Origin of the sequence: Dyella subtropica (assembly GCF_026283965.1) — a bacterium.
Lineage (GTDB): Bacteria > Pseudomonadota > Gammaproteobacteria > Xanthomonadales > Rhodanobacteraceae > Dyella_D > Dyella_D subtropica.
This window is the reverse complement of the sequence record NZ_JAPDPD010000013.1, coordinates 95,136-108,842: the sequence shown is the minus strand read 5'-3', so window position 1 is coordinate 108,842 and position 13,707 is coordinate 95,136. Positions and strand designations below refer to the sequence as shown.

13 protein-coding genes are annotated in these 13,707 nt (G+C 61.9%); 7 read left to right on the top strand and 6 right to left on the bottom strand.

The genetic code is table 11. From position 1 onward, the window contains the following. The first annotated feature begins 5 nt into the window (after positions 1-5). Complete coding sequence (locus tag OUZ45_RS12930; protein ID WP_266170531.1) at positions 6-941, top strand: helix-turn-helix domain-containing protein; 936 nt, start codon at positions 6-8, stop codon at positions 939-941. 62 nt (positions 942-1,003) lie between these two features. On the opposite strand, the gene OUZ45_RS12925 is transcribed toward OUZ45_RS12930, so the two are convergent. Beyond that, positions 1,004-1,549, bottom strand: a complete 546-nt coding sequence (locus OUZ45_RS12925) for a carboxymuconolactone decarboxylase family protein (protein WP_266170530.1) — start codon at positions 1,547-1,549, stop codon at positions 1,004-1,006. Positions 1,550-1,698: 149 nt separating this feature from the next. On the opposite strand from OUZ45_RS12925, the gene OUZ45_RS12920 reads away from it, so the two are divergent. Further along, positions 1,699-2,589: an AraC family transcriptional regulator gene (locus OUZ45_RS12920; protein WP_266170529.1), complete on the top strand. Its 891-nt coding sequence runs from the start codon at positions 1,699-1,701 to the stop codon at positions 2,587-2,589. A 179-nt stretch (positions 2,590-2,768) separates the two neighbouring features. Here the strand turns inward: OUZ45_RS12920 and OUZ45_RS12915 are convergent, their stop codons facing one another. The 3 genes from OUZ45_RS12915 to OUZ45_RS12905 all read right to left on the bottom strand — a co-directional run bounded on the left by OUZ45_RS12915 (position 2,769) and on the right by OUZ45_RS12905 (position 5,533). Next, positions 2,769-4,670 (bottom strand): potassium transporter Kup, encoded by a 1,902-nt coding sequence (locus tag OUZ45_RS12915; protein WP_266170528.1) that lies wholly within the window; start codon positions 4,668-4,670, stop codon positions 2,769-2,771. Positions 4,671-4,948: 278 nt separating this feature from the next. Next, the gene (locus OUZ45_RS12910) at positions 4,949-5,152 is read right to left on the bottom strand and encodes a hypothetical protein (RefSeq protein WP_266170527.1); all 204 of its coding nucleotides are present in this window, start codon (positions 5,150-5,152) and stop codon (positions 4,949-4,951) included. A gap of 24 nt (positions 5,153-5,176) precedes the next feature. Beyond that, positions 5,177-5,533, bottom strand: a complete 357-nt coding sequence (locus OUZ45_RS12905) for a hypothetical protein (RefSeq protein WP_266170526.1) — start codon at positions 5,531-5,533, stop codon at positions 5,177-5,179. Positions 5,534-5,727: 194 nt separating this feature from the next. Between OUZ45_RS12905 and OUZ45_RS12900 the strand changes: the two genes are divergently transcribed. Next, positions 5,728-6,003 (top strand): baseplate J/gp47 family protein, encoded by a 276-nt coding sequence (locus OUZ45_RS12900; RefSeq protein ID WP_266170525.1) that lies wholly within the window; start codon positions 5,728-5,730, stop codon positions 6,001-6,003. 407 nt (positions 6,004-6,410) lie between these two features. Here OUZ45_RS12900 and OUZ45_RS12895 read toward each other — a convergent pair whose 3' ends face one another. Then, a complete protein-coding gene (locus OUZ45_RS12895; RefSeq protein WP_266170524.1) occupies positions 6,411-6,680 on the bottom strand; it encodes a metal-sensing transcriptional repressor in 270 nt (89 codons plus the stop codon). A 757-nt stretch (positions 6,681-7,437) separates the two neighbouring features. Between OUZ45_RS12895 and OUZ45_RS12890 the strand changes: the two genes are divergently transcribed. From OUZ45_RS12890 to dmeF, 4 genes are all read left to right on the top strand, one after another. After that, on the top strand, positions 7,438-7,854 hold the full coding sequence (locus OUZ45_RS12890; RefSeq protein ID WP_266170523.1) for an S-adenosylmethionine decarboxylase: 417 nt from the start codon (positions 7,438-7,440) through the stop codon (positions 7,852-7,854). Between the two features lie 95 nt (positions 7,855-7,949). Continuing rightward, positions 7,950-9,593 carry an NRAMP family divalent metal transporter gene (locus OUZ45_RS12885; protein WP_266170522.1) on the top strand — a complete coding sequence of 548 codons (1,644 nt, stop codon included), beginning with the start codon at positions 7,950-7,952 and terminating at the stop codon, positions 9,591-9,593. 116 nt (positions 9,594-9,709) lie between these two features. Beyond that, positions 9,710-11,146 (top strand): carbohydrate porin, encoded by a 1,437-nt coding sequence (locus OUZ45_RS12880; protein ID WP_266170521.1) that lies wholly within the window; start codon positions 9,710-9,712, stop codon positions 11,144-11,146. Positions 11,147-11,299: 153 nt separating this feature from the next. Beyond that, the gene (gene dmeF / locus OUZ45_RS12875; RefSeq protein ID WP_323137551.1) at positions 11,300-12,580 is read left to right on the top strand and encodes a CDF family Co(II)/Ni(II) efflux transporter DmeF; all 1,281 of its coding nucleotides are present in this window, start codon (positions 11,300-11,302) and stop codon (positions 12,578-12,580) included. A gap of 46 nt (positions 12,581-12,626) precedes the next feature. Here the strand turns inward: dmeF and OUZ45_RS12870 are convergent, their stop codons facing one another. Next, entirely contained in the window at positions 12,627-13,328 is a 702-nt protein-coding gene (locus tag OUZ45_RS12870) for a DUF4386 domain-containing protein (protein WP_266170520.1), read from the bottom strand. Between the last annotated feature and the right edge of the window lie 379 nt (positions 13,329-13,707).

The following is a 13,707-nucleotide window of genomic DNA, read 5'->3' as shown; positions in this document are numbered from 1 at the left end:
AACCTATGACCGATCGCCCCTCGTGCTACCCCAGCCCTCCGGCCGCGCTGCTGTCGAGTGCCGGTCAGCATCGTTTGCCGCAGCTCGACGTGCTCACTTCACCGGTGCCATCCGGGGTGTTCGATTCGCCGGTGGATGACCGTCATGTGCTTTGCCTTCATCTGGGCGGGCCGGTGCCGGTCTCCTATCGCATGGGCAACTACGAGCGGCAAGGGACTCGCATCCACGGCCAGTTCTGCGTCGTGCCTGCGCAGTCGTCCACGCGTTGGACTCTGTCGCAGCCAGCGCGATCGCTGCTGCTCCGGTTGACGCCTTCGCTCTTGCTGGACACGGCGGATGCCATGGGCGTGAGTTCACGCGATGCCGCACTCGCGCCATCGATTCACCTGCGCGACCCTCAGATCGAGCGCATTGGCTGGATGATGCAAGCCGAAGATCACGACTCCTATCCGGGTGGCCGCATATTCGCGGACAGTCTCGCCTCCGCGCTCGCTGCGCGTTTGCTCGTGCTGCAATCGCGCAGGGGGATGTCGAACACCAAGCCGAGTCGTGCGCTGCCGGCATGGCGACTGCGCCACGTGATCGAATACGTCGAGGCACATCTCGACGAAGACCTCACACTCGCTGAGCTTGCGAGCGTCGCTGGATTCAGCCTTTCGCACTTCAAGCCGCTGTTCAAGCAAGCGGTGGGTATGCCGGTTCATCGCTTTGTCCTTGAGCGGCGCGTAGAACGCGCGCGGATACGCCTGCTCGAAGGCGGAAGGAGCCTGACGGATATTGCGCTGGAGGCGGGCTTCGCACACCCAAGCCACATGGCCCGCTGCATGCGTCGCGTGTTGGGGCTAAGCCCCTCGCAGATCGCCGATTCGCCCAGCCTCCCCCTGTCCCACGGGACTAGCTTTGTGTCGCAAGCAGGGGGAGGGAGGAGTCGCACTAGCTGAGAGCGGTATGACGTGCTTCCGTCGCTACCGCGCCCAGGGCGAGCATCATCACAGCGCGGTGCTTACGCAGCCGCGCGCAGCTTCACGGCGGGGAAATCCACCGGCACGGCAAACGCCACGTTGACGTAGTTGGTGAACAGGTTCAGTGCCACGTGCGCGAGGATTTCCACGATCTCGCCGTCGGAAAAGCCCACGGCATGCAGGCGCGCTACGTCGGTGTTGCCAAGCTGGCCACGGTGATCGACGAGCTTCAAGGCGAACTCCAGCGCGGCGGCCGTTTTGGCGTCGTCAGAGTGGCCGGCCTGGGCCGATGCCATTTCTTCCAGGGTGGCGCCAGCGTTGCGGCCCAGTGCGGTGTGCGCAGCGAGGCAATATTCGCAGCGGTTGCGGTCGGCCACGGCCACGGCGATCTGCTCGCCGAGTTTGGCCGGTATCGAGCCGCCGCCGAGGGCGCCGAATGATCCCCACATGCTGCCGAGCGCGGCAGGCGAGTTGGCCACGGCCTTGAACATGTTCGGCGTGGCCCCGAAGGTCTGGTGGATCTGTTGCAGCAGCGCGCGGCTGTCGACGGGGGCGGTGGTGGTATCGAGAAGGGGGACGCGGGACATAGTGGTTCTCCGGATCAAAGTTCGTACGTTGCGATGAGGGTTCGTGCGATCGGCCGAGGTGGCAAGCCAGCTTCTGCACCCGGACAGTGTGGCCTTGCTTCGGATACTATTGGCTACGAAATCTCCAAGAAACATGGCTAATCGTCCAAATGAGCGACGCAACCTCGAACCTGGATATCGATAGGCTCTCGGCCTTGCTCGAGCGCTTTCGGGTGCGCTCCCACTTGTTTCATGCGGGCCCGCTGTGCGGCGTGACGCGATTTGCGGAGCGGCCGGGGCTGGGCTTTCTGCATGTGATGCGTCGCGGTGAGATGGCGGTGACGCATCGCGCGGGCTCGGGTGCGCCCAAGCGCATCGAGGTGCGCGAACCCAGCTTGTTGTTCTATCCGCGGCCGCTGGCACATCACTTTCACAACGCGCCGCGTGAGGGCGCCGACTTCACCTGCGCCACGCTGGAGTTCGAAGGTGGCGTGCATCATCCCCTGGCGCGCGCACTGCCGCCTTTGGTGGTGGTGCCGCTGGCGCGGGCGGAAGCGCTGCAGCACACACTGGCCTTGCTGTTTGCCGAAACCGAGCAAGTGCGCTGCGGCCAGCGTCACTTGGCGGATCGCCTTTTTGAAGTGCTGTTGCTGCAGTTGCTGCGTTGGTTGCTCGATCACCCGGAAGAAGCGGCGCTACCGGCTGGACTCATGATGGGCTTGGCCGATCCTCACATCGCCCGCGCGCTCACCGCCATGCACGAACAACCGGGCTCGCCTTGGAGCGTGCAAAGCCTGGCTGAGCACGCCGGCATGTCGCGCAGTGCATTCGCGGCCACGTTCAAGGCACAGGTCGGCGAGACGCCCGGCGATTACCTGGCGCACTGGCGGTTGACCATTGCGCAGTCAAAGCTGCGTAACGGCGCGGCGCTCAAGGTGATCGCCAACGACTTGGGTTACGCCAGCGCTTCGGCTCTATCGCGCGTGTTTGCGCAGAAGGTGGGTGTGTCGCCGAGGGAGTGGTTGCGTGGGGCTAGAGCGGATGCGGGTGACAGTAGGTAACGGCATCGAATCTCAGCGACGCGAGCTGTTAGCTCCCTCCCTTGCTTGCAGGGGAGGGCTGGGGAGGGGTGGGTACTTGAGAAAGCGTTTCGGGAGAGGTTTTCGCAAGGGCTCACCCCCTCCCGACCTCCCCCTGCAAGCAAGGGGAGGGGAACATCGCGCTAGCTGAGATTCGACGACTAAATCGCCACCCGCCGCCCAATCAGCACCACGCCATCATTGGGAAGCCGGAAGTAATCGCTGACGTGCACGGAGTTGCGCTCCATCGTCGCAAAGAGTCCCCACTGCCATTTTGGCATCCGTGGCGGCTCATCGCGCTGCACGATGTTGAGTTCGCTTACGTAGTACACGAGGTCGCTGAGTATCAGTGAACGGTCTTGTAGGCAGGCCAGTTGCAATGCCGCCGGAATATCGGGCTTTTCCATGAAGCCGAAGCGCGCCGTGGCGCACCAATAATTGGGTTGCACTTCGACCACGCGAACGCGCTCGGCATCCTTGAGCCACGGCACCGATTCAATCACCACGCCCACGACAAAAAGCTTCTCGTGCAATGCGCGATTATGTTTCACATGCCAGATCATCACCGGTGGCGTCTGGCGCTCGGTCCGGGTGAGGAACACGCCAGTGCCCGGAACGCGGGGGATATTCTGCGACCTGATCGATTGCATGAAGTCGCCGATGGGTACGACCTTTTCGCTGAGCTGCTGCGCTACCGCCGTCAGTCCCCGGCGCCAGATCAGCATCACCCCATAGACCAACGCGGCCAGCAGCAGTGGGACGTAGCCACCCTCGGCCACCTTCACCAGGTTCGCCAGGAAGAAACTCCCGTCCACGCACAGGAAGGCGCCGGCCACCGCGGCACTGGCCCACAAACTCCAGCCCCAGATATCGCGCATGGCGATAAACAGCAGGCCGGTGGTGAGCAGCATCGTGCCCGATACGGCGATGCCATAGGCCGAGGCCAGGTTGTCGGACTTGCCGAAGAACAGAGTGAGGCTCACGGTGACGACCATCAGCAGCCAATTCACCGCAGGCGTATAGATCTGGCCGTAACCCACCTCGGAGGTCTGCACGATTTGTAAGCGCGGCAGCCAGCGCAGGTGAATCGCCTGCCGGGTCATGGAGAACGCACCCGTGATGATCGACTGGCTCGCAATAATCGTGGCGATCGTGGCCAGGATCACAAACGGTATGAGCAAGGACGGCGGGCAGAGTCGGTAGAAGATGTTGTCGGTGGTCGGTACGCCATCGAGCACGAGGGCCGACTGCCCAGCGTAGTTGAGGAGCAGGCTGGGAAGCACAATCGCGGACCAGGCGATGCGGATCGGGCGCGCACCGAAATGCCCCATGTCGGCGTACAGCGCCTCCGCACCGGTCACGCAGAGAAAGACACCGCCCAGCACGAGGAAGCTCGCATACCCATGCGAGAACAGATAGTGAAAGCCGTACAGCGGGTTCAGCGCCTTGAGCACCACGGGATGCTTCACCACACCCGTGATGCCGAGGACCGCGATCGCCAGAAACCAGACCGCCATGATCGGCCCAAAGGCCTTGCCGATACGCGCCGTGCCCTGGGCCTGCACCGCAAAGAGCGCGATGAGGATCGCCACGGCGGCCGGCAGGATGTAGGGCTTCACCGCCGGCGTGGCGATGTTGAGACCTTCGAGTGCGGATAGCACTGAGATCGCCGGGGTGATCGCGCCGTCGCCGTAAATAAGTGCGGCACCGAACAGTCCAACGGCGACGATGATCGGCCGTTGATGCTGTTTGATGCCAAGCAAGGACATCAACGCGAGAATGCCGCCTTCGCCGTCGTTGTCGATGCTCATTGCAAAGGCGACGTATTTCACCGACGTCACGATGATGAGCGTCCACACGATCAACGAGAGCACGCCCAGCACGACCTCGGGCGTTGCCGCACCGCCGGTCATGCTGAGAACGGTCTTGAGCGTGTAGAGCGGGCTGGTGCCGATATCGCCGAAGACGATACCCAGGGCGGACAGCCCCATGGCAGCGAGACCGGACCGGCCCATGGCGCGCGATGGGTCGGACTTGGTGTCATTCGGTACGGCTTGGCTCATCGAGCGAGTTCCATGCGAGGTGGGTACGGCGCCGGGCACTCATGAATCCGATGATCCGAGTGGCCTGGGTGGCGTGTGAAGGGTTGCATGGGAAGCGTGACGCATTGATGTTTGCAGAGCCATGGGCGGCCCGATCACGGCGGGCCGTCGGCCGGCACGGGCGTCAGTCACGCCGGCAGGCGCGAGCAAGGCCCGCGCATAGGGGATGGAAGCGGAGTGCCGCAAGTTCGATGCGTCCGTTGCGGCAACGCATAGCCTCGCGACACCGTCTTCGATGGTTACGGAGTGCGTCCTCGCTCCATCGGCCATGTATTAAAAGCGAAGACGTACAGCATGATCAGGTTGACCAGCGGCACGAACATCAAGAGAGACCACGCGCCGTGGTATCCCGCCTTGGAAACGATCTTCCAGATGGGAACCACTGCCAGTACGAGCACGACGAACACGAAGATCGAATGCACTGCTGAATGTATGGGATGCATAAGTCACTCCTTGGCTCCCCATGGTCATGTGGTCTGGTGATGAAACTCCAGCGGCGTTCCGTTCGCGCGCCATGCCTCGATGGCGCGCCGAACATAGCCCCGGGCGTAACCGATCGGCAGCGAGAACGTTGGGCCGTACACGAGGAAGTGGGTCCATCCGCGGTCGAGGATGCCGTCGACGAACTGATGCTCCAGCCCCCAGAGATCCTCGTCGTCCTCCTCGCTCCACAGTCCACCATCGGGTGGGAGGCGTTCGCGCATTTCATGCAAAATCCGCCTTGCCACGGTGCGCGAGGTCGCCAGCACGACGATTCCGTTGGCCAACAGGAAGAGTTCGACGTCGGCGACTCTGATCTCGCCCGAAAGTACAACGGTTTCCATGAGACCCTCCGATTGCAGGGCGCCGGGCGAAACAAGAGATGCAGCGACCACCGCAGTGCACTGGCGATGCACCCATGCACTCCCACATCGTTGCTTCCCCGCCGTGCCACGGGGCGCATTGGCAACATGCGGGCATGAGGTGATGCCGGGACTTTCCACCTCATGCCCGGTTATAGCGCTGTCGAACTTCCCGCTTGCCACCGCTCGACGTCATCGAGCCGCTTTCGTACGAGGACACCTACCACCGTAGGCTTGCGCATCTGCGGCCGCTTGATGCCACCTTTGCCGCGCTGATGGAATCCGATCCCGCCTACAAGGTGTTGCAGATCGTGGCCTGGCGCGACCTGCTGGTTCGACAGCGAGTCAATGATGTGGCGCGCGCGATGGCGCTGCCATCTGCCAAAGGGCAGAACCTCGATAGCCCCGGCGCGTTCTACAAGGTGGCGCGGCTCGAACTCGATCCCGGGTGATGCCGATCGCGATATGCCTAAAGTGATGGAGGGCGACGGCCCGAGCCTCGAGCGCACCCGGACGTATTGGATGCGAGCGCAACGAGTCCACAGAAAGGCATAGTGCTTGTGACCGTGCTCTCGCGCGAACCTGATTGGCGTCGAGTCTCAGCTGGCGGTTTTGCCCCTCCCCTTGCTTGCAGGGGGAGGCTGGGAGGGGGTGAGCCCTTGCGAAAACCTCTCCCGAAACGCTTTCTCAAGCACTCACCCCTCCCCAGCCCTCCCCTGTCCCACGGGACTAGCTTTGCGTCGCAAGCAAGGGAGGGAGCTAACCGCACACGTAGCTGAGAGTCGACGCTAATCAGGCCCCCTCCGGGGAGAGGAAGCCAAAAACCACATCAAGCTTCTCCAAGACTTTGAACAGGCTCTTAGAGATACTTCGTGATGGCCTTGAACTCGCGGATGCTCTCACTGCTGCTCTGCTTCCTGCTCTGCAGTGCATGTTCAAGGCAGTGATCGATGTGGTCGTGTACGAGGGTTTTCTTGGCGCTGCTGATGGCGCTTTCCACGGCCTGAAGCTGCTGCGCGATGTCCAGGCAACTGCGATCCTCTTCCAGCATCGTGATGATGCTCTTGAGGTGGCCCTCGGCCCGCTTGAGCCGCTTGATGATGCTCGGATGAGACGTATGAGTAGTCATTGCCCGATCCTATCCTGGGGGGTAGGATGCGGCAACCGGCGGCGAGGCGTTGCTTCGCACTGGCGTGGTGGTCTTGTAGCGCCAAGAAAAGACTGAGAAAAATCGTTGACAGGGTGACAGCGCCTCGTTACCTTGCCCGCGCCTTCTGCACCATTCAAGGCACTTACCCCGTTACCAACCTGCGAGATATGGACAGTTACCCTAGTCGCAGCGCCAATGTTGAATCGTTGCATTCGATGTTGGCGCTATCTGTAAACAACTTGGACGTCTGCGACCGCATCCGGTCGGCTGGCGCTTTCCTCGACTAGGAAAGTCCAGCCGCCTCCTGCGCCGTCGCCGGCGCACAGGAGGTGGCCATGAACCTCTTTCAATCATCGTTGGGGCGCCGACAGCGCGCCCACGCAAAACCCGCCATGCCTTCGGTGCATGCGGTACGTCCCTGCTGCACTCGCCGTTCGACATCGCTACGCGGTTTACGCGGCGTGTCCATGGCGTCTTCCGCCCATCCATTCGCCGATCTTGTGCGCATGCAACGCATGGGCATGCACGCCGACATGCGCCCTCCATCTTGCTGATACTCGGGGAAACCGCGAGCCGCGCCCATCCAGGGGCCGCTCGCTGCATTGATTTTTCCTAGCTACAGCCACGCCGCATCTCTACCGAACGCCAAGTGCTCCCGTCGCAAGTCATGCACGGCTTGTGAGAGACGCCCGCGCGCGTTCGCCTGCGGCTGGCGATCCTGCACGAGTACCCAGCCATGAATAGCATCCACTTCCTCGGCGAATGGTTCGATTGCCGCACTTCGGTCGAGGCCTTGCGCGAGCCCGCCGCCATCCGTGCCATCTGCGTGGAGCATGTCATGCGCCATCGCGTGGAAATTACCCACGACTTCTTCACTCGCTCCGGTCGGGATGGTGTGGCGGGCGCGCTGATGACCGAAGACATGCACCTCATCGTGCGCACGTTTCCGGAATGCGGCGCGATGAATCTCGATCTCTATGTCGGTTGGGATCACCACGGCGATATCGCAAAGACTTTCCAGGTGCTGGACGGCCTTCGCGATGACTTCAAGCCGCGACGAACCTTGTTGCACCGTGTGCAGCATGGGATGGGAGAACACCCGTCGAGTCGCGCGCCGATCGCTCCCACTCAGGTGTTCGCCGCGTCGCACTAGTCGCGCTGCCCGCTTTGACTTGCCCTGCCTGCTGTAGGCAGGGCCCTCCGATTCGCCATAGCGATCCTCGCGATCGCCTCCACCCTTGGTGCTGCATGCTCAATACGCTGGAAACAACCGAATACCAGGACACCGCCGTGCTCGATAGCGCCCACGTGGGCGACATCAAGGGCGCGCTGGGCACCATCGCACACCATGACACGGCAAGGCGCACCAGTTGGCGCGCCAGATTTCGCACTTTGCTCGCGATTCTCGGCCCCGGCCTGATCGTGATGGTCGGCGACAACGATGCCGGTGCCTTCAGCACTTATACGCAGGCCGGCCAGAACTACGGGACGGTTCTGTTGTGGACGCTAAGTCTTCTGATCCCCGTGCTCTATGTGAATCAGGAAATGGTCTTGCGATTGGGCACCGTCACCGGTGTGGGGCATGCACGCTTGATCCTCGAACGATTCGGCAAATTCTGGGGCGCCTTTAGTGTCATCGACCTATTCATCCTCAACGCTCTTACCATCGTCACTGAATTCATCGGCATCAGCCTCGGTCTCGATCATCTGGGCATATCGCGGGGTTGGGGTGTGGCGATATCGGCCCTGCTCATCGTTGTTGCGGCAAGCACGGGCAACTTCCGTCGCTTCGAGCGCTTCTCGCTGATGTTGGTATTGGGCAGTCTGCTGCTGATTCCCGTGTTGGTGATGGTGCATCCACCGGTCGGCCAGCTCGCCCACGACCTGGTCGTACCGGGCATGCCCAAGGGCGCGCCGTTGAGCGAGGTGATGCTGCTGATCATCGCCATCGTCGGCACCACCGTTGCACCGTGGCAGCTGTTCTTCCAACAAAGCTATGTGATCGACAAGCGCATCACGCCGCGCTTCATGACCTACGAAAAGATCGATCTGGTGATCGGCATCGTGCTGGTGATCATCGGCGCGGTGGCGATGATGGGTTTCAGCGCCGCAACGTTTGCGGGGCGGCCTGAAATGGGCCAGTTCACCGATGCCGCTGCCGTGGCGGCCGGCGTGGCGAAATACGTGGGTGCGACACCAGCGGTGTTGTTCTCCATCGCACTGATCGACGCCAGCATCATCGGCGCCGCCGCCGTATCGCTCTCGACCGCTTATGCAATCGGCGACGTGCTCTCTCTGCGTCATTCGCTGCATCGCAAGCCGAAGGAAGCCAAGACGTTCTACGGCGTCTATGCCGTGTTGATCGCCGTCGCCGCCGGGCTGGTATTGCTGCCCAACGCGCCGCTGGGCCTCATCACCAATGCGGTACAGACCCTGGCCGGCATCCTGTTGCCCGGCGCTTCGGTTTTTCTGCTGCTGCTCTGCAATGACAAAGCCGTGCTTGGCCCCTGGGTGAATACCCGGATCACCAATCTATTCACCGGTGCCGTGGTCGCCGTATTGGTGCTGCTGTCGATCATCCTGACGGGTTCGGTGCTGTATCCGTCCATCACCAGTGCGCAGATCCTTTCGATCCTGATTGGCGGCATGGCGCTGGCCGCCGTGGGCGCGTTGGCCATGATGATCATCAACCGTCGCCGCGTCTCCTCGACGGCCGAGGTCATCGATCGCAGCGGCCGGGAGCACTGGCGCATGCCTCCGCTGAACAAGCTGCCGCCGGCGCACTTGAGCATGCGCCGCCGCCTGTGGCTCGGTGTATTGCGCGCCTATCTGGCGGCGGCACTGATCATGGCAATCGTCAAGGTAGTGCAGATGATCATCGCCAAGCACTGATTCCGCTCCGACTCGTTCTCAAGGCGCCGGCTTCCTCGCGGCGGGCGCTGCGGCCCCGCTTTGCCTGACTATGAATCGCTCGTCCCTTTACCTAGTTTGTTTATTCAAGGTGTCCCATGTTCAGAACGTTCATCAACACCACGCTCCAAGCACGTCGCGGCGCGCTCTGGATTGCTATCGTCGCCGGTTGTTTTGGCACCGTGACGCATGCCGCCGATGTCGTCGGCACCCCCACCGCGGCCGACCTGCCGGACGATCGCGCGACGCTGCCCCGCATGTCTCCGTCGCCCGAAAGCACGGACACCAGCGAAGACCGCTGGAGCGCCCACGCGCAGACCACCTATGTGTGGCAGCACAAGAACGGGTTCTCTGCGCCTTATGCCGGTCCACAGAGCCTGACCCCGGCCGCTGAGCGCAGCTATACGATGACGTTTACCGCCTACCTCGGCGCACGCTTCTGGAAAGGCGGCGAGCTATACGTCAATCCCGAAGCTGTCGAAGGCCTGCCGCTCTCGCACCTGTTCGGCCTTGCGAGCATCAACAATGGCGAGATCCAAAAGAATGGGGGCGTCAAACCACGCGGCTACTATGCGCGCGCTTTTTTGCGCCAGACCTTCAATCTCGGTGGCGATGCGTTCCATGTCGATGCGGGCCCGAACCAGCTGGCCAGCAACTATCAAAGGGAACGTCTGGTTGTCACGGTAGGCAAGATCACGCAGACCGACATCTTCGAAAAAAGCACCTATGCCAATGACCCGCGCACGCAGTTCCTCAACTGGTCCATGATCACGCATGGCGCCTGGGACTACGCGGCGGATGCGCGTGCCTACACCATCGGGGGCGCGGCAGAACTGTATTGGGATGACTGGGCGGTGCGCGTCGGCCGCTTCATGGAACCGAAGATCGCCAACGGGCCCAAGCTCAACTACAACATCGGTCGCTATCACGGCGATCAGTTCGAACTGGAGCACGATCACAAGATCGGCGACCTGCCGGGCCTGGTCCGCGTCATGGTGTTTCGCAACCGCGCTTTCGCTGGCAACTATCGCGATGCGATCAATGCCGCCCTGGTCACAGGCGGTGCTCCCGATGTGACATCGGTACGCAAGGATGCCAGCAAGACGGGCTATGGCCTCAGCCTGGAGCAAAGCGTCGCCGATGATGTCGGCGTGTTCTTCCGCGCCAGCAAGGCCGATGACAAGGTCGAGGAATACGCATTCACCGAGATCGACGATGTGTTTTCAGGCGGCGTCTTCATCAAGGGCACGCGCTGGGGACGGCCCAACGACACGCTGGGCATCGCCTTTTCGTCCGCTGGACTGAATCGGGATCACCGGGATTATCTTGCCGCCGGCGGTGTGGGCGGGTTCCTCGGGGACGGCCAGCTCACCCACTACGGGCGCGAGAGGGCGTACGAGATTTACTACAACTTCCAGATCATCAAGGGTGTGCAGATAAGCCCGGATTTCCAGCAAATCGACAACCCGGGCTACAACGCCGATCGCAAGGGGCCGGTACGCATCTTCGGCGCACGCGTTCACCTGGAAATCTGAGCCCTTGCGGAGGATGCTGATCGGGTACATCGCGGCGAGTCGCGCGGTTATCGACCGGCGAACTCGCCGCATCCGGCGAACCTCACCTGTGCACCCGCCCGATCAAGATCGGGCGCCAACAACAACTTTCACTTCATCCCTAGCGAGCCTGCCATGAGTGATTTTTACGACACCCCGTTCGCAATGGATCATGACCACGTGTTTCTAGGGCCGGGTCACGAGAAGAATGAGCGCAAGACCTGGGCGGTTATCGCACTCTGCGGCACGATGATGCTGGTCGAGATTATCGGCGGCAACCTGTTCGGTTCACTCGCGCTGGTGGCGGACGGCCTGCATATGTCCACCCATGCCGGCGCGATGCTGATCGCCGCGCTCGCCTATACGTACGCACGGAAACATGCCAACGACACCCGTTTTGTATTCGGAACCGGCAAGCTCGGCGACCTCGCGGGATTCACCAGCGCGATCATCCTGGCGATGATCGCGATGCTGATCGGATATGAGGCGATCTCCCGCTTCATGTCGCCCGTACCGATTCGCTTCGGCGAGGCGATTCCGATTGCCGTGGTCGGCTTGCTGGTCAACGTCGTCAGTGCGTGGTTATTGAGTGGCGACGATCATCATGGACATAGCCATAGCCACGGGCACGATGACCATGCCGAACATAGCCACGACGATGAAGTGCGGCACATCGAGACAGCCGGCGGCGTGTTCGCCCTATCGATTTTTGAGGAGGGCGTACCGCCTGTTTTTCGTCTCCAGGCTCAAGCCGAAGGCGCTCAGCTGCCAACGCAGGCGATAACGGTAACGACCATTCGCCCGAACGGTGCACGTCAGGATTTCACGTTATCCCGGACCTCCGACTTTCTGGAATCCACGACGGCCATCCCCGAGCCGTACGCCTTCATGGCGGTGGTCAGGCTTCCGGAGGGTGAGTACTCGGTCGCGTTTGAAGAGCACGATCATCACGCGCATGGCATAGACACGCGCGATCACAATATGCGCGCCGCTTACATTCACGTCATCGCCGATGCCGCCGTCTCGGTACTCGCCATCATCGGCCTGCTCCTGGCCAAGACGTTCGGCTGGATGTGGATGGATCCCGTCGCCGGCATGGTCGGCGCCTTGGTGATTGCCAACTGGTCGTACGGCCTGGTGCGCAATACCGGCGGGATTCTGATGGACATCAACCCAGGCAATGCGATGACCGACAAAGTGCGGGCCGTCGTCGAAACAGCCGGCGACCGGCTGATCGACTTGCACGTCTGGCGTCTTGGCCCGGGTCACTACGGCGCGGTGATTTCCGTCATTACCCAAGAGTCCCAGCGCGGGCCTTCCTTCTATCACGCGATGCTTCGGCAGCTGAAAGGGTTGTCGCACCTCACCGTCGAAGTCCACGCGCAACGCCGGGCCGCGTTAGTTGATGGCAACTGACCATAGGTAGCGTCGCTGCTTATATTTCTCAGCGCACTTGTCGCTATCAAGCCGCTCGAGCCATCGCTGGCTTTTCCTTGGCACCCATGATCAAGAGCCACAACATGAAAGCCACCTCGCCGAGTTGGGCAGGGAAGGTGAAGCTGGCGACGGTGTCTTCGTAGCGCGGAAACAGGAGGCCCGAGACGCTCAGGGCCAGATACGCGAAGCCGTTGATGATCAGCCAGACGCCGAGGAGGCGAGGCAGGAAACCCGACCGAAGCACAAGCATCGCCAGGGGGAACAGCCATAAGCCCCAGAGGATTTCGGCGGCAACGACTTCCTGGCCATGCAGACGGAGGAACAGCATGGCCAAGGCATCCCGCTGAGGTTTGTCGAACACGGCCAAGAAATCGGCCCCGCGTACAAGCAGCAGGGCGGCAGCGTCGTTCAGCACGTTGAAGAAGTCGATGGCAGCGGGCATCACGCCGCCCAGGATCACCATCAGCACGGCGTGACTCCGGCTCACTCCCTTGAACAAGCGGTAAAGCGCCAGCACCAGAAAGATCAAGATGACCCCGCAGAGCAGATCGCTAAAGATGCCGAGGCGAAAGAGCGACTCATGCGCGGCGATGTTGCTGGCCGTCGCCGTGGCGTCGCCACTCACGAACAGCTTGCCGGGGATATAGATAAGGCGAAAGGGTGCGGCGATGGTAAGTAATAGGTAGATGAACCCTGCAATTCTCGCGTTCTTGCTGATCACGGTCACGGGGTCTCTCCTGTGAAGGTAGGGCCGGGAATGTGGCGTATGGTGCGGGTTCTCATGGTCTCACCTGGCTCGACGCTAATCAGCGATCCCATGCTTTGGGGCCAGTTGGTGTTGCCTTGCCGCACTGCGGTGCGTCCAATGATGGAAGGGGGGGCAGCCCGGGCTTTCTCAGGGCAAGGGCGTGCGCCATGCCGCGTCTCGACCATGTGCCTCCCTTGCAGCACCGAACTCCGGCCGGCGATGTCCCGGGGGCCTTGCAGCGACCACACTCGCCCGGCAAGCTCGTCAACCCAAAATGAAATCGGTGGCCGCCCTCACATCGGATACGCATTTTTCAGCTCTTGTCGATTTCCCACCTTCCCACTCGTCAGTAAGACGC